Origin of the sequence: Rhizobium sp. NLR8a, assembly GCF_019685235.1 — a bacterium.
Classification (GTDB): Bacteria; Pseudomonadota; Alphaproteobacteria; order Rhizobiales; family Rhizobiaceae; genus Rhizobium.
This window is the reverse complement of the sequence record NZ_JABDWI010000012.1, coordinates 65222-91254: the sequence shown is the minus strand read 5'-3', so window position 1 is coordinate 91254 and position 26033 is coordinate 65222. Positions and strand designations below refer to the sequence as shown.

23 protein-coding genes are annotated in these 26033 nt (G+C 60.3%); 8 read left to right on the top strand and 15 right to left on the bottom strand.

Going from position 1 to position 26033, the window contains the following annotated elements; all coding sequences use genetic code 11:
• The 4 genes from HJC04_RS22850 to HJC04_RS22835 are packed head-to-tail and all read left to right on the top strand — an operon-like array spanning position 1 to position 4181.
• The gene (locus HJC04_RS22850; protein WP_221147211.1) at positions 1–801 is read left to right on the top strand and encodes an ABC transporter permease; all 801 of its coding nucleotides are present in this window, start codon (positions 1–3) and stop codon (positions 799–801) included.
• Positions 798–1877: an ABC transporter ATP-binding protein gene (locus HJC04_RS22845; protein WP_210633233.1), complete on the top strand. Its 1080-nt coding sequence runs from the start codon at positions 798–800 to the stop codon at positions 1875–1877. The genes HJC04_RS22850 and HJC04_RS22845 overlap by 4 nt, the downstream gene beginning before the upstream one ends.
• A 10-nt stretch (positions 1878–1887) precedes the next feature.
• Entirely contained in the window at positions 1888–3342 is a 1455-nt protein-coding gene (locus HJC04_RS22840; RefSeq protein ID WP_221147210.1) for an NAD-dependent succinate-semialdehyde dehydrogenase, read from the top strand.
• 8 nt (positions 3343–3350) lie between these two features.
• Positions 3351–4181: a phosphate/phosphite/phosphonate ABC transporter substrate-binding protein gene (locus HJC04_RS22835; protein ID WP_221147209.1), complete on the top strand. Its 831-nt coding sequence runs from the start codon at positions 3351–3353 to the stop codon at positions 4179–4181.
• Positions 4182–4195: 14 nt separating this feature from the next.
• Here HJC04_RS22835 and HJC04_RS22830 read toward each other — a convergent pair whose 3' ends face one another.
• From HJC04_RS22830 to HJC04_RS22790, 9 genes are read right to left on the bottom strand one after another with little or no spacing between them, the layout of a single operon-like run.
• A complete protein-coding gene (locus HJC04_RS22830) occupies positions 4196–5725 on the bottom strand; it encodes an FAD-dependent oxidoreductase (protein WP_221147208.1) in 1530 nt (509 codons plus the stop codon).
• The gene (locus HJC04_RS22825) at positions 5722–6939 is read right to left on the bottom strand and encodes an NAD(P)-dependent oxidoreductase (RefSeq protein ID WP_221147207.1); all 1218 of its coding nucleotides are present in this window, start codon (positions 6937–6939) and stop codon (positions 5722–5724) included. Before HJC04_RS22825 ends, HJC04_RS22830 begins: the two co-directional genes overlap by 4 nt.
• Before the next feature lie 9 nt (positions 6940–6948).
• Positions 6949–7929, bottom strand: coding sequence for a GHMP kinase (locus HJC04_RS22820; protein ID WP_210633238.1), 981 nt, complete (start codon positions 7927–7929; stop codon positions 6949–6951).
• The gene (locus tag HJC04_RS22815) at positions 7926–9875 is read right to left on the bottom strand and encodes an HAD-IIIA family hydrolase (RefSeq protein ID WP_221147206.1); all 1950 of its coding nucleotides are present in this window, start codon (positions 9873–9875) and stop codon (positions 7926–7928) included. Before HJC04_RS22815 ends, HJC04_RS22820 begins: the two co-directional genes overlap by 4 nt.
• The gene (locus HJC04_RS22810; protein WP_210633240.1) at positions 9865–10806 is read right to left on the bottom strand and encodes an NAD-dependent epimerase/dehydratase family protein; all 942 of its coding nucleotides are present in this window, start codon (positions 10804–10806) and stop codon (positions 9865–9867) included. Before HJC04_RS22810 ends, HJC04_RS22815 begins: the two co-directional genes overlap by 11 nt.
• Positions 10807–10838: 32 nt before the next feature.
• Positions 10839–11798, bottom strand: a complete 960-nt coding sequence (locus HJC04_RS22805) for a lysylphosphatidylglycerol synthase transmembrane domain-containing protein (protein WP_210633241.1) — start codon at positions 11796–11798, stop codon at positions 10839–10841.
• On the bottom strand, positions 11795–13765 hold the full coding sequence (locus tag HJC04_RS22800; RefSeq protein ID WP_221147205.1) for a hypothetical protein: 1971 nt from the start codon (positions 13763–13765) through the stop codon (positions 11795–11797). Before HJC04_RS22800 ends, HJC04_RS22805 begins: the two co-directional genes overlap by 4 nt.
• Positions 13766–13784: 19 nt before the next feature.
• Positions 13785–15023, bottom strand: a complete 1239-nt coding sequence (locus HJC04_RS22795; protein WP_221147204.1) for a glycosyltransferase family 2 protein — start codon at positions 15021–15023, stop codon at positions 13785–13787.
• A gap of 16 nt (positions 15024–15039) precedes the next feature.
• Entirely contained in the window at positions 15040–15666 is a 627-nt protein-coding gene (locus tag HJC04_RS22790; protein WP_210633246.1) for an SIS domain-containing protein, read from the bottom strand.
• A gap of 275 nt (positions 15667–15941) precedes the next feature.
• Here HJC04_RS22790 and HJC04_RS22785 point away from each other — a divergent pair, with 275 nt between their 5' ends.
• Together HJC04_RS22785 and HJC04_RS22780 are read left to right on the top strand one after the other, a co-directional pair.
• Positions 15942–16193: a transcriptional regulator gene (locus tag HJC04_RS22785; protein WP_221147203.1), complete on the top strand. Its 252-nt coding sequence runs from the start codon at positions 15942–15944 to the stop codon at positions 16191–16193.
• A gap of 5 nt (positions 16194–16198) precedes the next feature.
• Entirely contained in the window at positions 16199–16549 is a 351-nt protein-coding gene (locus HJC04_RS22780; protein WP_210633253.1) for a type II toxin-antitoxin system RelE/ParE family toxin, read from the top strand.
• A 56-nt stretch (positions 16550–16605) separates the two neighbouring features.
• Here HJC04_RS22780 and HJC04_RS22775 read toward each other — a convergent pair whose 3' ends face one another.
• From HJC04_RS22775 to HJC04_RS22755, 5 genes are all read right to left on the bottom strand, one after another.
• Complete coding sequence (locus HJC04_RS22775) at positions 16606–17583, bottom strand: ABC transporter ATP-binding protein (protein ID WP_210633254.1); 978 nt, start codon at positions 17581–17583, stop codon at positions 16606–16608.
• A 4-nt stretch (positions 17584–17587) separates the two neighbouring features.
• Positions 17588–18415 (bottom strand): carbohydrate ABC transporter permease, encoded by an 828-nt coding sequence (locus HJC04_RS22770; RefSeq protein ID WP_221147202.1) that lies wholly within the window; start codon positions 18413–18415, stop codon positions 17588–17590.
• Positions 18412–19290, bottom strand: a complete 879-nt coding sequence (locus tag HJC04_RS22765; protein ID WP_221147201.1) for a carbohydrate ABC transporter permease — start codon at positions 19288–19290, stop codon at positions 18412–18414. The genes HJC04_RS22770 and HJC04_RS22765 overlap by 4 nt, the downstream gene beginning before the upstream one ends.
• A 65-nt stretch (positions 19291–19355) precedes the next feature.
• On the bottom strand, positions 19356–20639 hold the full coding sequence (locus HJC04_RS22760) for an ABC transporter substrate-binding protein (RefSeq protein ID WP_221147200.1): 1284 nt from the start codon (positions 20637–20639) through the stop codon (positions 19356–19358).
• 37 nt (positions 20640–20676) lie between these two features.
• Positions 20677–22998 (bottom strand): alpha-L-rhamnosidase, encoded by a 2322-nt coding sequence (locus tag HJC04_RS22755; RefSeq protein WP_221147199.1) that lies wholly within the window; start codon positions 22996–22998, stop codon positions 20677–20679.
• A gap of 142 nt (positions 22999–23140) precedes the next feature.
• On the opposite strand from HJC04_RS22755, the gene HJC04_RS22750 reads away from it, so the two are divergent.
• Positions 23141–24199: a LacI family DNA-binding transcriptional regulator gene (locus HJC04_RS22750; protein WP_210633260.1), complete on the top strand. Its 1059-nt coding sequence runs from the start codon at positions 23141–23143 to the stop codon at positions 24197–24199.
• Between the two features lie 52 nt (positions 24200–24251).
• On the opposite strand, the gene HJC04_RS22745 is transcribed toward HJC04_RS22750, so the two are convergent.
• A complete protein-coding gene (locus tag HJC04_RS22745) occupies positions 24252–25163 on the bottom strand; it encodes a dihydrodipicolinate synthase family protein (protein ID WP_210633261.1) in 912 nt (303 codons plus the stop codon).
• Positions 25164–25300: 137 nt separating this feature from the next.
• On the opposite strand from HJC04_RS22745, the gene HJC04_RS22740 reads away from it, so the two are divergent.
• Positions 25301–26005 carry a GntR family transcriptional regulator gene (locus tag HJC04_RS22740; protein WP_221147198.1) on the top strand — a complete coding sequence of 235 codons (705 nt, stop codon included), beginning with the start codon at positions 25301–25303 and terminating at the stop codon, positions 26003–26005.
• Positions 26006–26033: the final 28 nt, after the last annotated feature.

The following is a 26033-nucleotide window of genomic DNA, read 5'->3' as shown; positions in this document are numbered from 1 at the left end:
ATGTTGCTCAATTTCGACCGTCTTGGCTGGTGGAAATATCTCCTCCTGACGATCACGCTTCTGACCGCGGCTTTCCTGCTGCTGCCGATCGTCTTTATCGCGGCGCTGTCCTTCGGCTCGTCGCAATGGTTGATCTTTCCGCCGCCGGGCTGGACATTTCAGTGGTATAGCGAGCTGTTCGCCGACCCGCGGTGGCTGGAATCGGCTTTGACGAGCTTCAAGATCGCGGTCATTGTGACGGTTTTGTCGGTGCTGCTCGGGCTTGTAACGTCCTTCGGACTGGTGCGCGGTTCGTTCCTGTTCCGCGATGCGCTGAAGGCGCTGTTCCTTACGCCGATGATCCTTCCGGTCGTGGTTCTCGCGGTTGCTCTCTACGCCTTCTTCTTGAGGATCGGCCTTGGCGGCACCTTGACGGGCTTTGTCATTTCGCACCTCGTGCTCGCGCTGCCCTTCTCGATCCTGTCCATATCGAGTGCGCTGGAGGGTTTTGACAAATCGATCGAGGATGCGGCGGTGCTCTGCGGTGCCGCGCCGCTCGAAGCAAAGATCAGGGTCACGCTTCCCGCGATCAGCCATGGGCTGTTTTCGGCCGCCGTCTTCTCGTTCCTGACATCCTGGGATGAGGTGGTGGTGGCGATCTTCATGTCCAGTCCGACTCTGCAGACACTGCCCGTGAAGGTCTGGGCGACGCTGCGACAGGATCTGACACCCGTCGTCGCAGCAGCCTCGACCCTTCTCATCCTGTTGACGATCATCTTGATGGCGCTGGTTGCCGTCGTGCGTAAGGTACTGAAACAATGAACGAACCATTCCTTCAGATCCGCGGCATACGCAAGGAATACGGCCCTGTCGTCGCCGTCCACGACGTCAATCTCGACGTCCGGCGCGGGGAGTTCCTGACCTTTCTCGGACCGTCCGGCTCCGGCAAGAGCACGACGCTCTACATCCTGGCAGGCTTCGAAAACCCGACCAAGGGCGACATTACGCTCGAGGGCAAGACCTTGCTCGCCACACCGTCGCACAAGCGCAATATCGGCATGGTGTTCCAGCGCTACACGCTGTTTCCACATTTGACAGTGGGCGAGAACATCGCCTTTCCGCTGAAAGTCCGGCGCAACTCGAAGGCCGAGATCGACTTGAAGGTGAAGGAAATGCTGCGCCTCGTCCGACTCGAAGGCTTCGAGGATCGCAAGCCCGCGCAGATGTCCGGCGGCCAGCAGCAGCGTGTCGCCCTTGCCAGGGCGCTTGCCTATGATCCGCCGGTGCTGCTGATGGACGAGCCGCTGTCGGCGCTCGACAAGAAGCTGCGCGAGGAGATCCAGCACGAGATCCGCCGCATCCACCAGCAGACGGAAGTGACGATCCTTTATGTCACGCACGACCAGGAGGAAGCGCTGCGGCTCTCCGATCGCATCGCTGTCTTTTCGAAGGGCGTCATCGACCAGATCGGGACTGGCCCCGAACTTTACGCCAATCCCAAGACCCGCTTCGTCGCCGAATTCATCGGCGATAGCGACTTCATTTCATGCGACCTGGTATCCTCCTCCGATGGACAGGCCACCATTGCGCTCGGAGGCGGAACCATCTTCAATCAAATCCCGGTGCATGGCAAAGGCACCTCCGGCGCAAGGGCGGCGCTGATGCTGAGACCGGAGCGCATTCGGCTGTCGCGCGCAAGAGCCGCCGGCGCAGGCCTTGCCGCAACTGTCAGCGACATTACCTTCCTTGGCAACAATATCCACGTCTCCACAGAGACGACGACAGGCGAGGCGCTTTCGGTTCGCTTGCCGTTCGGTCATGAGGCTATTGCCGGGCTCAATCGTGGAGATATAGTCCATCTGGATTTCGATCCCGGCGCCGCTCACGTATTCTGCTGAAAGTTGTCCCATGAAGCTCAATGATCCCTCGCTGTTCCGTCAGGCCTGCCCCATCGCCGATCGCTGGATCGAAGCGGAGGGGCGCCGGGCGGCCATGGTCCGCAATCCGGCGACAGGTGAGGTGCTGGGCGCGGTCCCTGACTTGGGTGCGGCGGAAACGGAAGACGCTATCCGGGCAGCCGTCGTCGCCCAGAAGCTTTGGGCCAAGAAGACCGCCGGCGAACGCGCCGCCGTTCTCAAAGCATGGCACCGCCTGATGATCGAAAACCGCGATGATCTGGCGATGATCCTGACGCTGGAGCAGGGAAAGCCGCTCGCTGAGGCCAAGGGGGAGATCACCTATGGCGCGAGTTTCATCGAATGGTTTGCCGAAGAGGCAAGACGCATCAACGGTGAGACCATACCGGGACACCAGCCCGACAAACGCCTCCTCGTCCTGCGTCAGCCGGCCGGCGTGGTCGCGGCGATCACGCCCTGGAATTTCCCGAACGCGATGATCACCCGCAAGATCGGCCCCGCCCTTGCCGCCGGCTGCGCCGTCGTTCTCAAGCCGGCGCTGCAGACGCCGTTCTCCGCAATCGCGATTGCCGTTCTCGCAGAGCGCGCCGGCTTGCCGGCGGGGCTTCTCAATATCGTCACGGGTGACGCCGCCGCAATCGGCGGGGCGATGACCGCAAGCCGCGACGTCCGGGTCCTGACATTCACCGGTTCCACCCGGACGGGCGAACTGCTTTACCGGCAATGCGCGCCGACGATCAAGAAACTCGGTCTCGAGCTCGGCGGCAATGCGCCCTTCATCGTCTTCGACGACGCCGATCTCGACGCTGCGGTCGAAGGCGCAATCATCGCCAAGTTCCGCAACAACGGCCAGACCTGCGTCTGCGCCAACCGGCTTTACGTCCAGGACGGCGTCTACGAGGCATTTGCCGTAAAGCTCGCCGCGGCCGTTTCGGCATTGAAGGTCGGCAACGGTCTGGAACGTGACGTCGTGCTTGGCCCGCTCATCGACGACAACGCCGTCGCCAAGGTCGAAAGCCATATTCAGGACGCCGTTGCAAAGGGCGCCGGCATCGTTTCGGGCGGCAAGCGCCACGCGCTTGGTGGTCACTTCTTCCAACCGACGATCCTGCGTGACGTCGATGCCGGCATGCAGGTCGCACGCGAGGAAACCTTCGGGCCGCTTGCCCCGCTTTTCCGTTTCCGCGACGAAGAGGATGTCATCGAACAGGCAAACGATACCGAGTTCGGCCTTGCTTCCTATTTTTACGCCCGCGACCTGTCGCGAGTATTTCGCGTCGCCGAAGCGTTGGAATATGGGATGGTCGGCGTCAATACCGGTCTCGTCTCGACGGCGGAAGCGCCATTCGGCGGCGTCAAGATGTCGGGTCTCGGCCGCGAGGGGTCAAGCCACGGTTTGGACGAATATACCGAACTCAAATATGTGTGCCTGGGCGGCATCGCCTGAGCGGGCCGATGCTTGCGCTTCCCGCGGAAAGCACCGGAACGGGGCTCGTCAGCATCGCCATGTATGTCACATCAGAGCCGCTCGCGCATGCGACGGCCGAGCTGTGGTCGTTCCTCCGAGACTACCTCTCGAACGCCGGCCTTCAGGATGTGCCGGAAAAGCTTGACCGGACGGTCGGCTATGACGAGGCCTGGCTACGGCCGGATCTGCTCCTGTCCCAGACATGCGGTTATCCTTTTGCCAGGCGCCTGCGTGGCAGGGTCCGCCTGGTGGCGACACCTGTCTACGGACATCCCGGCTGCGACGGCGCGCTGATGCGCAGCTTCATCATCGTCCGAAAGGATTCTCCGCTTCGGTCGCTGGAGGATTTGCGCGGCACCACCGCCGCGATCAACAGTCTCGACAGCAATTCCGGCAGCAATCTGTTTCGCGCCGCAATCGCTCCGCTTGCCCGGGGCGGCCGCTTCTTTGGTCGGATCATCGAAACCGGCAGCCACGGCGGCAGCATTGCCGCCGTGGCTGAAGGCCGGGCAGACAGCGCGGCCATCGATTGCATCACCTATGCCAATATAGGCCGGTTCGATCCCGACGATCTGAGGCAGGTTCGCATCATCGCCGAAACACCCAAGGGCCCCGGCCTGCCGTTCATCACCTCGGGCGATGCACCGGAGGAGAGGGTCGAGCTCCTGCGTAATGCACTGCGTGCCGCCATCAAGGATCCGTCGCTGGCCGCCATGCGTGCGGCTCTGGGTCTCATTGATATCTCGGTGCTTTCCGAAGCCGATTACGAGCCGCTTCTGTCAATGGCCGGAGATGCGTTGCCGCAGCTGAGAGCTTGATGAGCCGAATGGATTCAGAGTGCCGGCTTTGCTTCTGTTTCGGCAAGACGGTGGGCGATGCGATCGGCATTGGCCATGATCGTCATCGTGATATATTTCGATGACAGATCCGGAATAATCGAGCCGTCGACGATGTGAAGACCGGGATGGAGGTTCAACTCGCCGTCGGCAGAGGTGCCGGACGGACCGGAGGCACCCATCGGTAAGGTGCCGGCGAAATGCGCGTCGACACCCGGCTCTGCCAGCGATGCGCCCGGCAGCTGAATCAATCCCAATCGTTTCCATTCGCGACGAAGCGCCTTTTTCAAAGCTTCGGCACGAATCTCAAAGCCGTCCGCGAAGCCGCCCCGGATGATCAAACTCCTTCCCGTCGTTGCATCTCGGTGGATATAGCTGCGGCTTTGATCGCCAGGATAATAAATCGTGGCGACGAGCAGGCTTCCGGCGATCGTCTCGAACGCTGCACGTCCGGCCTTCCGGCCGAGCGGCATCCTGTTGATGAAGCTTTGTGCCGGCAGGGAGCCCACCTCATAGATCGCTCCCGTCACATAATCGGATGTGCCCCCGCCGTAGCGCAGCGATAATCCGAGCTGCGCCAGGCTGTGCGTCGGCGTTGACGAGCGCAGCAATCTCGCGGGGGAGAGCAGGGGAATGGCCAGCGTGGGACTGTTCAAGAGGCGCAGTCCCTGTTCCTCAAGCGGAAGACGGTCGGCCAGCAGGGCGGCCGTTCCAAGCACCCCTGCGGCAAGAATGATCCTCGGAGCGGAAAACGACAAGCCGTCGGCCGTTCCGACCGTCCAGCCCGCGCTGCGGGCCAACGAGACGGCCCGCATGTTGTCGAGCAAACGAAAATGCGGGGATTTCCGCAACAGAAGGAGATCTTGCCTGCTGTTATATATCGCCCCGCTCGGGCAACCATAGAGACAGTCGCCGCGCAGGTCGCATGCCGCCCGCCCGGGTCTCGCCTGCGAAAGCATGGCATTGACGGCAGGAAAAAGCCGAAACGATCCGTCCACCGGCTTCGCGACCTTGTGTCTCTGAAGAATATGGGCGGCCGTCGCCCCGAGCGGCAGGACGGGCTGCTCGTTGGCGCTTTCCGTAAAATCGGCATTCCTGCTGATCCCGATGCGTTGGGATATGCGCTCGTAGGATCTTTGAAGGGAAGCAATGTCTATCGGCCAATCGGCAATGTCCTCGGCGTCGAGATAGCTGATCTGCGCGCCCCAGATATTGGAGAGGCCGCCGCGGGCGAGGCTGCCGATGGGCATGAAGCCGGCGCCCGCTATGCCGGAATCGCGTCGAAACCGTTCGACAATTCCACGCGACACCGGCGTCTGCAGTTTTGGCGAGCTGCCATCGTCCACGCGCAGGGATTCGAGATCGCTTCCGAGGATGCGCACACTGCGGCTTTCCTCCTGCGATCCGAGATCATTGCCCGCATCCAGCATCAGAACACGGCGGCCGGCCGCTATAAGCGGAAACGCGGCGGAAACACCAGCAGGGCCGCTGCCGATGATGATGAAGTCGGCATCGGCCCCTTTCATCGATATCTCCCGGCGAAAAGAGCGCGGAGCGGAAGCAGCAGGACATCGCTTGATATGGTCAGGATTGCCTTGAAGAAGCCGGCCTTTTTGCGCCGCTGCCGTTCCGGCTCGCTCGCGAGATCGGCGAGGTAAAGCGCTCTTGCGAGGCGATGCTGCGTCTGATTGGCGGGTGGTTCAAAGAGCGACAGCAGACGCGGATGCCTGATCAGCGTCGGGGAGAGACCGAGCGGCGCCAGTCCCTCGCGCCGAAGCCCTTCAGAGAGGCGCTGCACCTGCGCTTCGGTGGGTGCGGCGCCGAGATAGTGCAGCAGCGCCTCGGCCTCGTTTCGCGACGGTTCTCCACTCTTCTGGCCGAACTCCGCGGAAAGCACCACCAATGGATCAGCCAAGTTCAACTTCAGCAGCCTGAGGCTCTCGCCGCTTTCCATAGGAGCGGCCCCCGCGAGCCCCAGGACGCGCTCCGGATCGACCGTCGGGATCAGCGGCAGAAGCTTCGTCATGCGACAGGCAAACAGGGCCGCAGTGAGGGGGATCGGGATGAAATGCAGATTCCCTTTGCCTTGGCTGCGGCGAAGAATGCGCAGCCAGGCGGCAAAGCTTATCGGCTTCTCCTGAGCGAGCACGAATGTTTGCGGCAGCTGGCTTTCGTCTGTCGCCAGCGTCAACAAGCCCGCTGCGACTTCGTCGAGATGAATGGGCTGAACCTTCCGGCTAAGCCCAATCATCGGCAGAAGCGGACTTAAGGCCGATAATTTCGCCATGAGACCGTACATCGCCGCGCGCGGGCCGCCGTAAACAAGCCCTATTCGCGCGATCCGAACGATCGGTGCCGCGAAGCTGGCCGCCAAATGCCGTTCAATTCTGTACTTGGTGCGGCCGTAGACGTTCAGCGCTTCCTGCCTGGACGAGGTGGAGGAGGCAAAGACGAAGCGTAGCACTCCGGCTGCCTTTGCCGCTTCCGCCAATTTTACGGTGCCCGAGATATTGATGTTGTTTTCCTCGGCCGTCTCCGGCCCGGTGGCCCAGGAATGCGCGAGATGAACGACGGCAGCCCCCCCCTTCAGATCGGACGCGGCGGGCTCATCGCCGATGCGCCACTTTGCTTCGGAGCGCCGGCCGAGCTCGACCACCTCGAAGCCGCGCTCACGCGCCAGCGCGGCAAGTCTTGCACCGATATAGCCGGTTGATCCGGTGATGATGAGACGCGGTGCCATTCACGTCCTCTATTGTGCGAAGGCGATACGCGCGCCGCTCCAGTCAAAACGAAACTCGATTTCCTTGAGCTGCGACAGCGCTTGCCGGACTTTTGCCTGGCGATCTCTGGGGCAATAGAGAACGAGGAAGCCGCCTCCGCCGGCGCCTGCGAGCTTGCCGCCGATCGCGCCGGCAGCGCGTGCCGCCTCGTAAAACTCGTCAATGGCGCTATTGGTGATCTGTGACGTCAGCGATCGCTTCATCATCCATCCGCGATGCAGCGCTTCGCCAAAGGCGCCGAGGTCGCCAGCCATCAGGATGTCGCGCATTTCGTAAGCCAGCTGCACCATGCTCTCGACCGTCCGGAACTTTTCTTCGTTCGTCTCCATGGCCTGCACCTGCGTCGACAGCACAGAGCGCGTGTCGCGCTGGCTTCCGGTGAAAAACAGGAGGATATTGCTCTCGAGCTCCGCCATCTTGTTGGCGCTGAGCACGACGGGCTGCACGTTGACGCTGCCGTTGGAATTGAATTCGATGAAATTCAAGCCGCCATGGGCGGCTGCGTACTGGTCCTGTTTGCCGATCGGCTCCTTCAGGATGTCGATTTCGAGTCTGCAGGCTTCTTCCGCCAACTGATCCTTGGAAGCAAAACGCGACCTGTGGGCATAAAGCGCGTTGATCAGCGCCACGGAAAAGGAGCTGGATGACCCCAGCCCAGTCCCGGAGGGAATGTCGGCGACGGAAGCGACTTCGATGCCCGGCTCGACCTGATGCATACGCAGGGCTTCGCGCAGCAGCGGATGCGCGACCTCTTCAAGGGTGTCAGCCAGTTCGGTGCGCGTGTATTTCAAATGGTATTTGTTTTCGTTGAAATAGTTATGCACGATGACGAAGCTGTACTTGGCTATCGCGCAGGACAAGACCGCTCCGGCTTGCCGACGGTAATAGGACGCGATGTCCGAGCCGCCGCCGGCGAAGCTGACCCGAAAAGGTGCGGATGAAACGATCAAAGGGTTGTCTCCTCGAGATTGATGACGATATCGGCCGATGTGCGCTGCAGATCGATCCTCGGCCACTCTTCTTGAATTCGCGACTGCCAGAGCCCTTCGGCGGCAAGCGGCGTGAGGCCTTTCCAGGCATAGAATGTGTGAAAGCGGTTCAGCAGAGTCTGCTGCGACGCTTCGACGAAGACGGCTATATCGACCTCTTCGCGGATCGACGCATGGCCGGCAAAGATGCCGTCCAGCAGGATGACCTCGGCATCTCGCGCATCATAGATGGCAGGACCCCTCAGCTGGGCACGGCTGGCCGCGTCGTAGCCGGGTGCTTCGACCCGTCCCGCTCGGCGCAGCACGCTGACGATTTCGGGATAGAGCTCTACCCTGCTGCGCTCTTCCGCGCTCATATCCGGGCTGCGATGTTCGAGCGGCAGTATCCAGCGGTCGAGTTCCAGCCTCAGCACCCTGCGCCCTGCTTCCGAGAGGATGCGTTGAACGGCATGCGCAAACGTACTTTTCCCGGAGCGGGAACGACCGCATATGCTGACGAGCAGAGGCCCTGCCATACCTGAAAGCCGTTCCTCAATCGCTCTGGCTGGGGCTTTCCCGATATGCTGGTAGCCGCACTGAAAGCGAACGGCGTCATAGACCGTATCGAAGACAAGGTCGGCTCGCGGGATTTCGGTTTCGGCGGCAGGATAGCTCTTCACATCCCGCAGTCCATAACCGGTCCGCACACCATAGGCCCAGATGCCCGCCTTGCGGCCCGCACCTATGTCGCGCAGGCTGTCGCCGATAATGACGGATTTCGATTTTTCGATCGGCAGTTCCGACATGGCCCGGCGGATCATCAGATCGCCCGGTTTGCGGCAAGCGCATTCGATCTTGAGTTCGGGGACCTCGTCAGGGAATCCCTTGTCCGGATGGTGCGGACAAAAATAGATTCGGTCCAGGACGCCGCCGTCTTCGGCAAGCTCGGCCTCCAGGCGACCAAGAACATGATCCAGGCCGGTCTCGTCCAGCAAGCCTTTGGCGACCTGCGGCCGGTTGGTCACGGCAACCGCAAGGAAGCCGGCCTCGCGCGCGAGCCGCACCGCTTCGCCGGCTCCGCTCACCAGCTTCACCTGGTCTGGACGTATGACTCCGTGGCCGCCGACATCTTCGTTGAGCACGCCGTCGCAATCGAAAAACACAGCGGGTCTTCGAACCGAGAGATGGACGGCATGAACCCGATCATGGCGAATATCCTCAGCCGCGGCGGCATGTCGGCTCGGAGAGCCGGTATCCTTTATATATTCGGGCGTATCATAAATTGCGACCGGTATGGATCGCTCGAGGAGGCCGGGGATCACATCATGGATCATATCGGCCGGCTGCCCCGACTGGAGAGTGTCGAAGAACTGGCCGCAAGCCACGTACAAACCGGCCGGCACCAGATTGCGCCAATCGGCGTCACGTGGCGCCTTGCGGGGCAACAGGCGCTGGAGATAGCCGTTCTTCTGAACGACGATATCGGATGTGCGAGGATGATCGTTGGGATGGGCGATTATCGTCAGCGCGGCGGGAAATTGCCGCCGATGACGCGCAAGGGCCGACAGATCGATATCGAAAAGCATGTCACCGTAGACGATAAGGACGTCATCGGCGATCGTGTCCAAAGTCGTCAAGCAACCGGCCGTACCGAGCGGAGACTTCTCAACGAAGACGTCGATCGCAATGCCAAGCTTTTCGGCTTCCGGTCCAAGGGCAGGCTTGAGCTGGCTGCCAAGGTGGCCGCCAAGCACACGCACATGCTGAACGCCTTCGCGGGCGAGCACGCGAATCTGCCTGACAATGATCGGCACGCCGGCAAGCGGCAGAAGAGCCTTCGGAATGACATCGCCCGTCATGCTGCGCGCGCGCGTTCCGAGGCCTCCGGCGATAATGATAGCCTCGCAGATAGCGTTCTCAGAACCCATTCGCCAGGATCCGCTCGACGGCGAGTTCAACAGCCTCGGTGGACTTCCGCTTCGGCGTCCAGCCGAGCGCGACAAGTCGGCTTATGTCGTAGCTGAAGCGCGGCACGTCGCCCAGCCAACCACGGTCTTCGCTGCCGTATTCGATAGCGGCTCCGGATGCGACCTTGGAGACTACGATCTCGGCGATATCCCGGACAGACGTTTCACCGATGCCGCTGGCATGAAATACCTCATAGGCACCGGGCGCCTTTTCCCAGGCAAGCAGAATGGCATCCACCAGGTCGCCGACATAGAGATAGGGTTTTGTCTGCATGCCGTTGCCGAGCACCTGGAGCCGCGCAGGATCAGCCTTCAGTCTGTTGATGAAGTCATAGATGGCTCCGTGGGTGGAGCGTTCCCCGACGACATTGGGAAAGCGCAGCACGAGCGTCTTGATGCCGAATGACAGCGCGTAGACGGACAAATAGGCTTCGGCGGCAAGCTTGCTGGCGCCATAGAGCGAAATCGGCCGCAGCGGGCCATGATTTTCGTGAATGTTGCCTTCGGCTTCACCGAATACGGCGGAGGTGCTGGCGAAAAAAAGCTTGCCGATCTCATGCTTGCGCATGATGGCGAGCAGCGTCGTCGTCGTCAGTTGGTTCAGCTGGAGGTCGAGTTCGACATTGGCATTGCCGGCGGCAATATCGGAGTTGGCGGCGAGATGGAAAACGGCGTCGGGACGATCCGCGCCAATGAGCCGATCCATGCCTTCCCGATCGAGCATATCCAGCTCATGGAAGCGGAAATCCGATCGCTGCAGCAGATGATCGATGTTGCGCATGCGGCCAAGATGAAGATTGTCGATTGCGGTTACCCGATAACCCGAATCCAACAGACGATCGCAGAGATGGCTGCCGATAAAACCGGCCCCTCCTGTTACCAAGGCATGCATGTCGGCAGCTCCATATGATCTGTTAAGGCTCTTCAGAGCGCTTTGATCTTTCCCGAATGAGGACGCGATAGGACGAATACACCACCGGCCAAGCCGACCACAAGCTGCAACAGGCCGAAAACCACCGACAGCGTCGCGGCATCTGTCGTGCCGATGCCGAACACTGCAAGGGAAACGATCATGCCGCCTTCGCGCAGCCCCCATCCTCCGACGGAAATCGGAACCATGGCGATCAACAGGACTGGCGGGAAAGCGGCTGCGGCCTGACCCCAATCGAGCGGAAGACCGAGACCGAGAACGAGGATTTCAAGCGAGACGACACTCAATCCGTGAATGACGAGGGTCAACAGGAATACCCCGAGCATTCTTCGGTGGGCGAGAAACGCTGCTAGCGCCTCGGTCAGCGCGTGCAGCTTTGCCGGAAGAAACCGCACGAAGAAATGCCGGCGCCAGCTGAAGACCAGGGCCGATGCGATCGTTCCCGCCACGCCAAGGGCCGTGAGTTCGACCAAATAGGGGATTGGGAAGTCGTGCCCGTAAAAGCCGCGCATGATGATCAGTCCGATCAGCGCAACCACCGCCAGCCCGAAAAGCGTGAGGATACGGTCGATTACCACACCCAGTGTCGCTTCCGTTATCGTCAGGCCATATTTGATGGCGCCGAATATGCGGGCGGCATCGCCTGGAATGGGACTTGGAAGAGCTTGATTATAAAAGAGGCTCTGCATGAAGAGCTTCGTGGCGCCGGTCAGTTTCAGTCTTTGCCCTATCATTTCCGACAGGAGGCACCATCGCCATGCCGAAAGCACGGCCTGCAAGAGAAGCAGGAAGACGCTGGCCCAGATGATCGTTACCGACAGGGTCCGGATCGCAGCCCACCCTTCTGCGAAATCGACCTTACGCGCGATCCATATGACGAGGCCAAGCGCGACGGCCACTTTCAGAACCGGGATGGCGATGCGAAGCAATGCGCGGAGGGATGGTATAGTCACGATGCCCGATCCGCTTCAAAGCGATAGAGCTTCCAGCCGAACCGATCCGTCAATATCAGCGAGGAGCGAGGCATCATATGGGCTATGATGCTGTTGGCCATCACGATCTTGTTTTCTCCGATGCGTTCGGCGAGAAACGCGCTATCGGCATCGGGTGGAACGATGAAGTAAGCTATCTTATTGTCTTTGATGAAAGCATCGATATCCGAACCCGGCGCTGGCAGCACGTAGCGCGGCAATTGCCAGCCGCCGTCACGACCGTCGTTATAAGCCGTGGACAATAACATATTGGCCGTATCGAAAGGTTGAAAGACGGTTCGCAGGTCGTGATCTGCGATATAGCGGTACATGAAATAAGCTTCGCGATGGCTCTCCAAGTATTTATCGACGCTTATCATCCCGAGCACCACATCGAAGTCTTTCGCCTTGACGGGGTCGATGTCGCGACCGCCCATTCGGTGCCAGTGGGCAATCCAGAGCCCGCCGGCCAGCAAGACTATTATCATCGGGCTGGCGACCATGCCTGCTGGCGAAGAGGCCATTTTTGTCAGTGGAGCCATCTGCGGCATGACCCGTCGGTCGAGCCATGCATCCAATCTTTCCCGAACCAGGGAGGCGCCGATAAACCCGGTCGAAAAGAAAAGCAGATAGGCTGGCGTCGCCCACCGTATGTGATTGAACATAACGGTGTACCATATCACGAACATGGCAAGGACCATCGCTGCGAGAAAGGCGATGCGCCGGAAAGCCACTGCCAGACCGGCCAGAATCAAAGCGAGAGCGACGAAAGCATTTGGCTTATTTTCGAGAAACCAGTCGTAAAGGATATAGAGGAAGTCGTGCCAACCCTGCAAAGTAGCGAGGTTCGTAACAAAGTGCCGGTTGGCGGGATCGAAGGCCCTGCCCAATTCGAGCATGTAATCCGCCATCCAGGCATCGCTGAGGCCCTGATGGCCGAACATGAAGGGATAGATCGGATTGCCGAGGGCGATCAGGTTTTTCGCATACCAGTAGCCGGCGACCGCGAGGAATGCGCAAAGGCATGACAGAAGGAGCGGCAGGGATATCCTTCCCTTGAGAAGCATCGGTATCAATACCAGCCCTACGAGGCCGACCATTTGCAGTTCCGTATATTTTCCTCCGACTGCGCCTCCCAATACGAGCGCACAATGAAAGAGCTCCGCCGGCCGCCGGGTCTCCAGATAACGCCACAGGAAAAGCACGGCTGCGACGGAGAAACACGACCGGGCCAAGTCCGTCATCGGTTCGCCGATACTCCCCCTGAAGAAGGGGATGCTGAGGATCAGCGCTGCCACCAGGAAAAAACCGCATGCTCGCCAACGACTGGCGCAACTTGAAAGCAGGAACAGAAATCCGAAGAAAATTGCGATGTTCATGGCGGCCGCGCCGGTCCAGTGACCGCTGACCATCATGACGAGCGCAAACAGCAGATTGAAGAAGAGGGGAATATTGCCGTAGAAGGGATGATCGATCTGCGGCGACACAAAGCCGGCATGATCGATGATACTGTTGGCGAGCGGGATATGGAAAACCCACACGTCGGCAACGGCTGACGGGAAGAGGGACAGCACGCTCCACACATAGCAGAGTATGATGCATGTGAAGGCCGCAAGCGCCGGAATTGGATTTCCGTTTTTCGATTCAGTTGCGATTCTACGAAACAGCAAAGCCAGATCGCAAAGAACAGCGACGAGATCGCGCCGCCGCCAGATCATCGAGACTGCCACTATGGGAAGAACGATTTCCCATCTCAATCCATGAAACGCGCCAAGAATGGTGGCCGCGCCGCCGGCGATCGCCAGAGCCGGCAGAATACCGCTGAACAGAAAATCGATGCTGTCTCGAAAGGGCTGATCGCAACGTCGGTTGAGCCGGGCAACAATGCCTCTGTCGATCACGAGGCCCCATAATATTATGGAAAGAACCGTGCACCAGCCTAGGATCATGATCGCCCTTTCGTGGCTCTTATCCCGCGAGAGGCGGCGCAGGCTTCTTGACGGGCAGCATGACCCCGAGCGCTCGTATCATGAGCCCTGATATAAAGATCTGGAACGCCGTGATGATAAGCCACAGCCCGAAGACGGCCCAGTTGGTCTCGATGCCGATCTCGGGCAGCACGTAGCCGTTCCCGACATAGGAATCGAAGAGCGGAACCGCCAGCAAGACGCCTGCCAGAACGGCGATAACCGATCCCCATATCGTTGCATTGTAGGGAAGGCGCCGCTCGAGGCGAGGCTGCACATGTCCCGAATAGTCAAAGATCACCCGACCGATCGCTGCCGAAATCAGCATTGATTGACCAAGGACGGCCAGAGCCATCGCAAACAGCATGGCATTCGAGGAGAACCGCACGCCTGCTATCGACATAGGTCCCGCGAGCAGCGGCAACATGGTGATCAAGCCGAGGGCCAGCAGCAGGAAGCCCGGCCAGATCAAAAAGAAATCGAACCCGTAGACAAACATCGCTTGCAGATTGCGCCAGCCGGCGCGCCAGGGCTCCATCCAGCCTCGGCGCTTCATGTGACTCAGCCGTCCTTCCGGATCCTTCAGGAAGTGAATCGGCACCTCGGTCGTCGCAAGCTCCATATGGACTGATTTCAGCACCATTTCCGAGGCGTATTCCCACCCTTGCGAGCGGAGATCCATACGAAGCAGCGCATCGACACTGATGCCCCGCATGCCGCAATGGATGTCGGAAAAGCGGCTGCCGAACATCCGATTGAGAATCCACGTCGTCAGCGGCGTTCCGAAATAGCGATGCAGCAGCGGCATCGCATTGTCCTCGATCGAGCCTTTGAACCGCGAGCCCATGACAAATTCGGATCCCTTCCGGAATGCCTCGATGAAGGGCGCTATCTGGCGAAAATCATAGGTGCAGTCCGCATCGCCCATGATGATGAACTTGCCGCGGACGAAGGGAATGGCATCGATGTAAGCTCTGCCCAAGCCGCGCTTCGGCGTCCGCAACACGCGCGCGCCCCGCTCACGTGCGATTTCCGGCGTGCGATCGGTCGAACTGTCGACGATCAGGATTTCGACCGCCGCACCACTTGCCGCGATGCCTTGACGGCACCAGTCGACGAAGGTTCCGATCGTCAATTCCTCGTTGAGCGAGGGGACGAGAATGGTGACTTCCGGGTCGGTGACGTCGTCGTCCGGCGTAAGGAGCGACAGTTCCGGATCGTGGATGTGGGGGAAATTCATGGGCGTGATAAGGCTCTTAGGAAAGGCTGGGCGGGACGAGGCCGCAGGAAAAATCCAATATGGCGTGGCAGATCGCCAGATGGGCAATCTCCACATAGCCATATTGATCGGAGGCGACGTAGAAGTTCAAATCGCCGAGCGCACGCAACGGGTTGCCTGGAGCGAAGCCGCTCAGGGTGATAACGGCGCCGCCTTTTTCGCGGGCGGTGCGGACGGCCTTGGTGATGCTTTCCGATCTGCCTGAACTGCTGATCGCGACCAGCAGATCCCCTTCATTTGCATGCATTTCGATCTGCTTTGCGAATACGTTCTCATAGCCGAGGTCGTTCGAGAGGCATGTCAGCGTCGCGCCATCGTTCATTGCCATGGCGCGGAGTCCGCCATTTTTGGAATAGTCCGTCGCCATATGGCTGGCAATCGCGGCGCTGCCGCCGTTACCGATGAAGATGATCTTCCGGCCGGCATCATGGGTAGCACGGGCCAGCCGCATGGCCTCACTCATCGCAGTTGCATAATCGAGGCTTTCGTCACCCCGCCGCGACGCGGCTGCATTCACGAGAACATGGCGGAGAAATGTAAAATAGCGATCGAGATCGCCGGCCGTCACGGCGAGGTCCGAGGGTATGGTCTGGTTGTGTGACATGCTGGTTCAGCCTCTACGCCTTCGAAATTGGGGCGTCCTTAAAGACTAAATGATACAAAGGCAAGTTGCCCGGCATCCCTCCGGATGGTTGTTAACGAGTGTCACGGGCTTGCAACTAACGGTCTTCCGTCAAGCATCCGGCCCCGACGTGAGGGTTACTGCTCGACCTTAGCGCTGCTGAACCCGACCAGTTATTAAAGCTACGAAGGCGTGCGTGATGAATATTGACAATATGTGCCACGCTACCCATCATAGACAAAACGAAGGGTATGCCGATGGCATCGGGTAGCATTCATGTGAAGGTCAGTGGGCAGTTGCAGGATCATATCCAGCAGCAGATCGGCGATGACGGCCTTTATGAAAACGCCAGCGAGTATATTCGTGCGCTCATTCGCCGCGACTTGCAGTCCCGTAATGAGGCCTGGGACATGCTGCAAAGAGAGCTTGCGCCGGCGGTGCGGGCTGAAGACAGCGAATTCATCGCGGTTTCGGCCGAAGACGTCATCCGCCGCAACAAGCGTCAATAAGCCTGATGGCAGCCTATCGATTTTATCCGCGCCCTGACGACGCGCAGGACAAGATTTGGCGCGACACGATTGAGGCGTGGGGAGAGAAGCAGGCGGATGCCTACATTTTCGGGCTGCACGCCTATTTGCAGCGTTTGTGCGAGGATCGGTCGATCTGGCGACAGCTTCCGCAACGTCTGGCAGTTCCGACAGACATCAAGCGGTTGGCCTATTTCGGTCGTTATGAACAACATTACGTGTTCTTTCGCGAGCTTAAGAACGGCGATCTTGGTGTCATGAGCATTCTTCACGAACGGATGAATCTGCCGGTCCGGCTCAAAGAGGATCTGGCGGCTCTCTCAAACAAACTGCCGTGAGGGCGCGGAATCTTCGGTCGGTAGGATTGATCCTCGATGTGCGCTTTAACCCGGACTCAGAACCGGTGTTCCGCTCCCTCCAGCGGGTTTGCCCAGACCGTCATGCCAGGCCCGAAAGGCGTTTCGCCTTCGGCGCGCACGATCATTTCACCGAGTTCGGGGACGTCGAGATAAAGGATCGCGTCGGCGCCGAGCCGTTCCACATGGCGGATTCTGCCTTGCCACTGGCCGGTGCCTTCCGAAAGCCTGACATGTTCCGGGCGGATGCCGTAGGTCGCGCAATTCATTCGCCGTGCCGTCTCGCCGCCATAGAGGTTCATTTTCGGGCTGCCGATGAAGCCGGCGACGAAGGGTGTCGCGGGATTGCGGTAGAGCTCCATTGGGCTGCCGATCTGCTCGACCGCGCCACCGTTGAGGACGACGATCTTGTCGGCCATCGTCATGGCCTCGACCTGGTCATGGGTGACATAGATCATCGTCGACTTCAGACGGGCGTGGAGTTCCGAGATCTCCAGGCGCATCTGTGCCCGCAGGGAAGCATCGAGATTGGAGAGCGGCTCGTCGAAGAGGAAAACCTTGGGATCGCGCACGATGGCCCGGCCGATGGCGACACGCTGCCTCTGGCCGCCGGAAAGCGCTTTCGGCTTTCTCTGCAAGAGATGGGTGAGCTGCAGCGTTTCGGCCGCCGCCGCAACCTTCTCGGCGATTTCAGCCTTAGGGCGGCGGGCGAGCGAAAGTCCGAAGCCGATATTCTCGGCAACCGTCATATGCGGGTAGAGCGCATAGCTCTGGAACACCATGGCGATGCCTCGCTCGGAAGGTTCCGCATAGGTCACGTCCTTGCCGCCGATGGTCAGCCTGCCCGAGGTCGTCTCTTCCAGGCCGGCGATGATGCGCAGCAGCGTCGACTTCCCGCATCCCGACGGGCCGACGAAAACGACGAACTCGCCGGAGGCAACCTCCAGATCGACGCCCTTGATGACCTCAAGGGCGCCAAAGCTCTTGCGAACCTGTTTGAGAGTGAGCTCAGCCATTCTGCTATCCCTTGACCCCGCCTGCCGTCATGCCTGCGACGATCTGGCGGTTGAAGAAGATGAAGACGATCAGCGGCGGGATCGTCACGAGGAGGATGTTCATGAAGAGCAGATTATACTGGCTCGAATACATGCTCTGGAAATTATAGAGCGTCAGCTGCACCGTCACGTTCTCCTTGCCCGGCAGGTAATAGAGCGGATTGGTGAAATCGTTGAAGATCGCGATCGACTGGACGACGATATTGGTCACGGTCACCGGCTTCAGCAGCGGCAGGACCACCCTGAAGAAGATCTGCCGAGGCTTGGCGCCGTCGATCAGCGCCGCCTCGTCGAGATCGCGCGGGATGGTCGAAATGAACGACCGATAGAGCAGGACCGAAAAGGAGAGATTATAGGCAACCTGGATCAGGATCATTCCCGTCATGGTCTTGAAGAGGCCGATGTCCTGCAGAAGGCCGATGGTGGGAACAACGGCCGGCGGCATCATCAGGCCCATGAACAGCGCAGCGAAAGCCACGCGGTTCCACGCCGTCTTGCGGCGCTGCATCACATATCCGACCATCGCCGACAGCAGGATCAGGATCGTGACGGAAACGACCGTGATCAGCGTCGAATTGAAATAGGCGAGCACGAGCTGATAGTCGCGCGCCTTGAAGACGGCGACGAGATTGTCCCGGAACAGCCAATGCTCAGGAAGTTCGAAATCGAGCCGGGAGGCCTCGGATTTGGATTTGACCGCCTGCAGGGCGACGAAAACGAAAGGCATAACGAAGATGACGGCCGCGACGGCAAGGGCTATCGCACCCGTCAGATAGGGGCGGACGCTTCTCATTCCTCGACCTCGCGCCGGTTGAACCATAGGGTGAAGGGCAGGATGATCACGGCGATCAGCGCGAACAGGATGACGTTTCCAGCCGTCGACAGTCCATAGAAACCAGCCTGGTACTGCTTGTAGATAACCGAGGCGATCACATCGGAGGAGAAACCGGGTCCGCCGCGGGTCATGGCCCATATGAGATCGAAGGAACGAAGCCCGCCGATCAGCGACAAGGTCACCACGATGACGGTGGCGGGACGCACGAGCGGTAGGGTGATCCGAAAGAATTGCTGGAGCCGCGTGGCGCCATCGATCCTCGCCGCCTCGTAATAATCGGGGCTGATCGCAGCAAGACCAGCGATGAAAATCAGGGTGGCGAGGCCGACGCCCTTCCAGACGTCGACGAGGGCCACCGAAAAAAGCGCGAGCGCCGGATTGGTCAGCCATCCCGGCCCAGGAATGCCGAGCGTCTCGAGCGTAACATTGATGATGCCCTTCGTCGGATGCATCATCACCGTGAAGGTGATGCCGATGCCGATGGTCGAGACCAACACGGGAAAGAAGACCAGCGTGCGCAGGAAGCCGCGGGCGAAGATATTGCTGGTGAGCAGCACGGCGAGCAGCAGGCCGCAGACCGTTTTCAGGCCAGATGTCGTCACGGCATAGAGCAGGGTGTTGACCAGCCCCTTGACCAAGAACGGCTCGGAAAAGAACTGCTGGAAATTTTCGAGCCCGATGAATTGGGCCGTCGAGAGATCCCAGCGCGTCAGGCTGTACCAGAGAGACGATATGGTCGGAAAAAGGAACAGCACGCCGTAGATGATGGCGGCGGGAATGAAAAACCACAGCGGGTAGGGCGATTTGCGCGAGTGCGGGGGTGTCTCGGTCATGACTACCTCTTCGATCGGGGAAACCTCGCCCCGTCAGGAGCGAGGTTAGCTGGCCCGAGTGACCGCTACCAGTTGGGCAGGCCGAGCTGCTTGGCCTGTTTGCGCACATCCTCGTCATAGAGCTTCGCTGCCTCGGCCGGCTGGCGAATGCCGGAACCGAATTCGACGGTGATCTGCTCGAGAGCCGGGCCCTTCACCGGCGATACGAATTCCAATGCGGGGGTCGTCTTTTCCTTGGCGTCGAAATAGGGGAGCATGTCCTTTACGGCAGGCGGTACGTTGGCAGGCAGATCGCAGCCGTTGATCAGCGGAGGCCCCTGCACGGTGTTGGTTTCCACCATGATCTTGCAGCCTTCGACACTTCCGGCGAAATCCACGAATTTCTTCGCTTCCTCTGTGTGCTGGCTGGTCAGGGGAATATAGAGGGCGGGCGGCATCCAGACGGTCAGACCATTCGTCGCCGCATCGTCGCTCGGCTGCGCGAAGAAACCGACATCTGCAAAATTTTCGGGATAATTCTGCTTGATGGCGCCGATGGCGAAGCTCAGCATCGGATAATGCGCCGCTTCGCCCGTCGCCACCATTCTGAGGCCATCGTCATAGCTTGCCGCGCCGAAATCCTCGTTCATCAGGCCGGCGTCGTGAACATCCTTCAGCCGTTCGAAGCCTTTTGTGGCGGCGGGCGTCTCCGCATATTTCGCCTTGTTGGCGGTATAGTCGCCGGCGAAGTTCGGCACGGCGGCATGCAGATTGTAATAGTCGGCCAGAACGAACAGCTGCGAGGTCCAGGTATCGCGATAGGTCTGGGCCACGGCGACCTTGCCCGAAGCCTTGACCTTGGCATTGTTGGCCATGAAATCCGCCCATGTCTTCGGAACGGTGAGGCCGAGGTCCTGATAGACCTTCCTGTTGTAGAGGATGCCACCCGCCATCGCCGTGCCGAAGGGAACGCCGTAGAGCTTGCCATCGGCACGGACGACCGATTTGAAGCCTTCAACCACCTTCGCCTGTGAGGCGAGACCGCTCAGATCGACAAGTGTCTGCGCCGGCTTCAGCGCCTGTAAGAGGGATCCGGAATTATAGAGGAACACATCGGACATCTCCCCCGTCGCCAGGCGCGTCTTGATGATGTTGTCACCCTCGCCGCCGCCTGCCCGCGGCTCGATTTCGATCGTCACGTCGGGCGCTTTGGCCTGGTAGGCGGCAACCAGTGCTTCGGCTGCCGCGACCGTGTCGGGGTTGTTGTCGATCAGGAAAGACAGCGTGGTTTCCGCATGCGACGGGCTGGCCGCAGCCAAGGCCAGAAGCGCGGATGCGCCGGCAAGAATGAGCTTTATCCGATGTGTCATGACGTTCCTCCTCTGAACGGTGTGACCTATATGCTCCTCAGTAATCGGGTAGGGAAAAGACCAGCTGGTGCGTACCCGGGGGGAGAACCGCCTCCTCAATGACAGGCTCGCCATTGAGTGACGCATTCCGGTGCCGCCGGCCGGGCCGGAAGCGGCCGACGCAACCCTCCGGAAGCGTCAGCACATAGGTGACCTCGCTGCCGGTGCAGTGCCAGCCGGCCTCGATGCGCCCTTGGCTGATATCGTGATAGGCCGAAACCGACGAAAGCGACCGGATCGGTGCCGGGTCGACGATCACTTCGGCAAAGCCGGGTGCGGCCGGGCTCGGCGAAATGCCGGCAACACATTCGAACAGCCATTGGCAGACCGCGCCATAGGCATAGTGGTTATAGCTGTTCATGTCGGGTTCGTAGATGGTGCCGTCGGGCGCCATGGAATCCCACCGCTCCCAGATCGTCGTCGCTCCCTTCGACACCTGGTAAAGCCAGCCCGGCACGTCGTCCTGCAGGAAGACCTTTTCAGCGAGATCGTCCATTCCGAGCTTCGTCAGGGCCGGCAAAAGGGCAGGCGTGCCGATGAAACCGGTGCCGATCTTGTAGTCGGCGTCGACGATCACCTTCCGGAAATGCTTCCGAGCGGTTTCCTCATGCACCGCCGGTATCAGATCGTAGAGGAAAGCGAGTGCGTAGGATGTCTGGTCATTATGGGCGAGCCGCCCTGCCGGCGTGATGAACTCATTAGCAAAGGCCATCCGGATATTGTCGGCGCGGCCTTTCATCTGTTCTTCAAGCATTTGCTCGCCGAGCACGCCTGCGATCTTCGCCAGAAGATCCGTCGAGATGAAGTGGTAGAGGGTGGCTGCACAATCGTCGGCAATTGTCGGGCGCGGCTTTCTGTTATCGCCGACCGGCTGCAGCCAGTCGCCGAAGGTGAAGCCGCGGGCGCCCCAATGCGAGGGCGGACGGACGATCGGGCCATCCGAGATGGACCAGACGAAATCGACCCAGCGCACCATCGAGCCCAGGCACTCCGAAAGAACCGACCGGTCGCCGTAATGGGTGTAGAGGACCCAGGGGATCACGACAATCGCGTCACCCCAGCCGGTCGAGCCGGCATAGCCCGGGAAATTGCCCGGGTGCAGACGTGTCGGGTCAGGCGAGAAATGCGAAACGGCGCCGTCTTCGCGCTGGTCGGCCATCACATCCCGCAGATATTTCCTGAGGAAGGACTGGCTGTCGCTCAGCCAGCAGGCCGTCGCGGCAAAGACTTGGGCATCACCCGTCCAGCCAAGCCGTTCGTCGCGCTGCGGGCAATCCGTGGGCACTTCGATGAAATTGGCGCGCTGCGACCAGATGGTATTCTCAACCAGTCGATTGACGAGAGGATTGCCCGAGGTAAAGCCGCCGGCCGGTTCCGGCACCGAGGAGATCGGGATCGACTGGATCGCAAGAATCTCCGCTTCGCCTTTGATCGTCACCCTGGCATAACGGAAGCCGTGGAAGGTGAAATGGGGCGCATAGGTCTCGTCGCCATCTCCGCTGAGCGTATAGAGGGTATGCGCGGCCGCCGCGCGATAGTTGCGATTGTCGAAATGGCGTTCCGGCCCAAGGACTTCCGAGTGCTCGACCCGCACTTCGGTGCCGCCGACGCCACGGACCGCATATCTGACGTAACCGCCGACATTCTGGCCGAAATCATAGATCGTTCTGCCTTCGTGATCGGTCCAGCTTTCGATAGGGGCGAGCGGCTGCAGCTCCCGCACCGCCGCAGTCTCATGCGCGACGAGCAGCCCCGTGTCGAACGGCAATCGCGCGGTCCCGTGGGTTTCGGCGACGTTTTCCAGGCGTGCGTCGTAAATCTCGCCGAAATAAATCCCCGACTTCTGGATCGGCAGAAGGCCGCTTTGCCATGTCGTGTCGGTAGAAAGAAGGGTGCCGCTGGGGCCGACCAGATCCGCAATGGCCCCGATCCTGTCGCCCCAGCAATTGGGAATAGCCTGGGCGCCCCACATGATCGGCGAGCGGTACCATCCGTCGGCGAGCCAGATTTCTATCCTGTTGAAGCCTGACTTCAGCAATCTCGAGATGTCGTATCGCTGATAGGCAATGCGGGCGTCGTAATTTGTCCAGCCGGGCGTCAGCACATCGTTCCCGACGCGGGCGCCGTTGATGAAGCAGCGATAGAGGCCGAGCGCCGAGATGAAGAGTTCTATCGGAAGGCCGGTGCCGTCATGATCAAAGGTCTTGGAGACGAAGCTTGCGGCCGTTCCCTGGCCGCGGTCCGATAGTGGTGCGATCATCTCTCCGGCCCAGGCGCGCGAAACGAGATTGCCGTCGATGGCTGCCGGCTGAAAGTTCATCAAGTCCTCCCGGAGAGTTGTAGAACGTTCTCCATATAACGTTCTACATTTTTTTCGGAAGCGCAATAGAAATTTCGTCGCCAGTCTGCCATGGTGGTTCTGCGAGCGATTGTGACGGCCCGCAGAGTAGTCCAGAGATTTCATGTCGATCGAAGAGCAAAAAAGACTGCAACGAAATGATCGCGTGACGATCCGGACAGTGGCAGCGCATGCGGGCGTGTCGGTCGCCGCAGTTTCCAAGGTGATGCGAAACGCTTATGGCGTTAGTGAAGCATTACGGGCAAAGGTGATCGAGGCTATCGAAGTTCTCGGATATCGCCCCTCACGGGCGGCGCGCGGGTTGCGCGGCCGGAGTTTCACCATCGGCGTGCTTTTGATCGACATCCGCAACCCCTTCCTTCCGGAGGTGATTGCCGGCGTCAACGGCGTGCTCGCGCCTTCGCACTACCAGGCGATGATCGGCGTCAGCGACGCGCGCGTGCAGCTGGAGACGTCGTTGATCGAGTCGATGATCGATTACAAGATGGACGGCCTGATCCTGGTTGCGCCGCGCCTGCCCTCGGACATCATCGCAAAGTTTGCGGCTCAGATACCGATCGTTGCGGTCGGTTATCACGATGCCGGCGCCACGGCCTTCGATACGGTCAATGCCGACGACCAGCGCGGGGCGGAAATCGCAGTCGAAGCGCTGCTTGCCTGCGGCTATCGCGACATCGAGATGCTGAGCCTCGGCGAGCGTGAAGGGCACCAGGTCTCCGTCGTGCGTCAGCGTGAGATCGGCTTTCGCCGGGCGATACAGCGCGCCGGACTGGGATCGTCTGCGCCGATCACCAAAATTCCGATCGCCCCGCCAAAGCGGGAGGAAACGATGCGAAAGTTCCTGTCGAGAAAGAACAGGCCGCGCGCGGTGTTCTGCTGGAGCGACCTCGACGCCATCACCCTTCTGAGCCTGGCGATGGAAACGGGTGTGCGCGTGCCCGAGGATCTTGCCGTCGTCGGATATGACAATTCGTCGACCGCAGCGCTCGGCCTCGTCAATCTCGCAAGCATCGATCAGTCGGGCAGGGAACTCGGCCAGGTCGCCACCCGAACGTTGATTTCCAGAATAGAGGGCCGCACCGGCGCCGAGCACATTTTCCAGATACCGTCGCTGGTCAGCCGCAACAGCCTGACTCGCTCCGTTAACGCTCCAGGCACATAGCGCCAGAGATGGTAAGGCCGGCTGCGGCTGCGCGCTCGCCGGCCTCGTGATCTCAGGCTGCCTTGCCGAGTTTCGAGGGGCGCGTCGCAGCAGCCTTCTCGACCATGGCGGTGACTTCGGTGCGCCGTGCACCCGAAAGCGGCAGGCGCGGCATGCGGACGCGCTCGGAGCCGCGGCCCATGATCTGCTCGGCGAGCTTGATCGACTGCACGAGGTCATGCTCGGCATCGAGATGCAGCAGCGGCATGAACCAGCGGTAGATCCTGCGGGCCTCTTCCCAGTCGCCGCGTTCGGCCGCTGCAACGAGCTGCACGGACTCCTCAGGGAAGGCGCTGGTCAGGCCGGAGACCCAACCCTTGGCGCCGAGCATCAGGCCCTCAAGCGCGACGTCATCGAGGCCGGCAAAGATATCGAAACGATCGCCGAAGGCATTGATGAGATCGGTGAAGCGGCGTGGATCCGGGGCGCTTTCCTTGACCGCTTTGATGTTCGGCACGTCGGCAAGCACCTTCAGCACGTCGACGCCGATGTTGACGCGGTAGGCGGGCGGATTGTTGTAGAGCATGATCGGCAGCGAGGTCGCCTCGGCGACGGTGCGGAAATGCGCGATCAGCTCCTCCGGCTTCGGGACATAGACCATGGCCGGCAGCAGCATCAGCCCGTCGGCGCCGAGTTTTTCGGCGTCGCGGGCATAGGCGACGGCGCGGCGCGTGTCGAATTCGGAGACGCCCGTCACGACAGGAACGCGGCCGTTGACGACCTCGACGGCGGCTTTGAGGATCGTGCGCTTCTCATCGGGATCGAGCGAGTTGTTCTCACCGCATGTGCCCATGACGATCAGGCCGTTGACGCCGTCGTTGACGAGCGCGTCCTGAACACGCTGGGTTGCGGAAAGATCCACGGAAAGATCTTCGTTGAACTGCGTCGTTACGGCGGGAAATACGCCCTTCCATCCTGTTGTCATCTATCGAAACTCCGTTAAAGTCGGTTCGTTATATACAAACTGTCGACAAGACTCAATCGCGGTTATTTGTAAATTCGTGGGGCGTTGCCGAAATCGGCCAAAACGCACTACAAGGCTCTCATCAAGGGGAGGGACGCATGCAGAACGACGCGGAAAATGTGCGGGTGCGCGGTTCCGGCACGCAGAGCATCTATGCCGCGCTGCGCCGGGAGATCCTGTCGATGGCGCTGGAGCCAGCCAGTCCGCTCGACGAGGTGCGGCTGTCGGAGCGTTTCGGCATGTCGAGGACACCCATCCGCGAGGCGCTGTTACGGCTTGCCGCCGATGGGCTGGTCACGACCCTGCCGAACCGGAACACGATCGTTGCGCCGATCGATTTCGCCAACCTGCCTACCTATTTCGAAGCGCTGACGCTGATGTACCGGGTGACGACGCGCGGGGCCGCCGGTCGGCGGAACGACGCGATCATGGAGACCATCCGCCGCCACCAGAAGGACTTCGCCGGCGCGGTTGCCGCGCGCGACGCCTATGCGATGATCGAGGCGAACCGCGAATTCCACGTGGCGATCGCCGAGCTTGCCGGCAACGCCTATTACACGGCCTTCTTCGCCAAACTGCTCGACGAAGGCCGGCGCATCCTTCGCTTGTATTATTCGACCTTCGACGACCGGCTGCCCCGCCAATACGTCGACGAGCATGAGGAAATCATCGCCGCCATCGACGCCGGAGACGCCGAACGCGCCGATCGGCTGGCGATTGCCCACGCCGGCCAGATCGTCCGGCAGATTCAGGATTATCTCGCCCGCAACCTCGATCGGCCGGTGGCGATCGGTCTGTCGTGAAGCGCTACGCTGGACCAGGCATAAACGG

Coding starts and splice junctions, on each gene's coding strand:
- HJC04_RS22750 (WP_210633260.1), top strand. CDS start 23,141: ATGTCGATCGAAGAGCAAAAAAGACTGCAACGAAATGATCGCGTGACG.
- HJC04_RS22850 (WP_221147211.1), top strand. CDS start 1: ATGTTGCTCAATTTCGACCGTCTTGGCTGGTGGAAATATCTCCTCCTG.
- HJC04_RS22815 (WP_221147206.1), bottom strand. CDS start 9,875: ATGGGTTCTGAGAACGCTATCTGCGAGGCTATCATTATCGCCGGAGGC.
- HJC04_RS22825 (WP_221147207.1), bottom strand. CDS start 6,939: ATGGCACCGCGTCTCATCATCACCGGATCAACCGGCTATATCGGTGCA.
- HJC04_RS22795 (WP_221147204.1), bottom strand. CDS start 15,023: ATGAATTTCCCCCACATCCACGATCCGGAACTGTCGCTCCTTACGCCG.
- HJC04_RS22765 (WP_221147201.1), bottom strand. CDS start 19,290: ATGACCGAGACACCCCCGCACTCGCGCAAATCGCCCTACCCGCTGTGG.
- HJC04_RS22785 (WP_221147203.1), top strand. CDS start 15,942: ATGGCATCGGGTAGCATTCATGTGAAGGTCAGTGGGCAGTTGCAGGAT.
- HJC04_RS22775 (WP_210633254.1), bottom strand. CDS start 17,583: ATGGCTGAGCTCACTCTCAAACAGGTTCGCAAGAGCTTTGGCGCCCTT.
- HJC04_RS22755 (WP_221147199.1), bottom strand. CDS start 22,998: ATGAACTTTCAGCCGGCAGCCATCGACGGCAATCTCGTTTCGCGCGCC.
- HJC04_RS22780 (WP_210633253.1), top strand. CDS start 16,199: ATGGCAGCCTATCGATTTTATCCGCGCCCTGACGACGCGCAGGACAAG.
- HJC04_RS22790 (WP_210633246.1), bottom strand. CDS start 15,666: ATGTCACACAACCAGACCATACCCTCGGACCTCGCCGTGACGGCCGGC.
- HJC04_RS22760 (WP_221147200.1), bottom strand. CDS start 20,639: ATGACACATCGGATAAAGCTCATTCTTGCCGGCGCATCCGCGCTTCTG.
- HJC04_RS22830 (WP_221147208.1), bottom strand. CDS start 5,725: ATGAAAGGGGCCGATGCCGACTTCATCATCATCGGCAGCGGCCCTGCT.
- HJC04_RS22810 (WP_210633240.1), bottom strand. CDS start 10,806: ATGCATGCCTTGGTAACAGGAGGGGCCGGTTTTATCGGCAGCCATCTC.
- HJC04_RS22845 (WP_210633233.1), top strand. CDS start 798: ATGAACGAACCATTCCTTCAGATCCGCGGCATACGCAAGGAATACGGC.
- HJC04_RS22800 (WP_221147205.1), bottom strand. CDS start 13,765: ATGATCCTAGGCTGGTGCACGGTTCTTTCCATAATATTATGGGGCCTC.
- HJC04_RS22840 (WP_221147210.1), top strand. CDS start 1,888: ATGAAGCTCAATGATCCCTCGCTGTTCCGTCAGGCCTGCCCCATCGCC.
- HJC04_RS22745 (WP_210633261.1), bottom strand. CDS start 25,163: ATGACAACAGGATGGAAGGGCGTATTTCCCGCCGTAACGACGCAGTTC.
- HJC04_RS22740 (WP_221147198.1), top strand. CDS start 25,301: ATGCAGAACGACGCGGAAAATGTGCGGGTGCGCGGTTCCGGCACGCAG.
- HJC04_RS22835 (WP_221147209.1), top strand. CDS start 3,351: ATGCTTGCGCTTCCCGCGGAAAGCACCGGAACGGGGCTCGTCAGCATC.
- HJC04_RS22770 (WP_221147202.1), bottom strand. CDS start 18,415: ATGAGAAGCGTCCGCCCCTATCTGACGGGTGCGATAGCCCTTGCCGTC.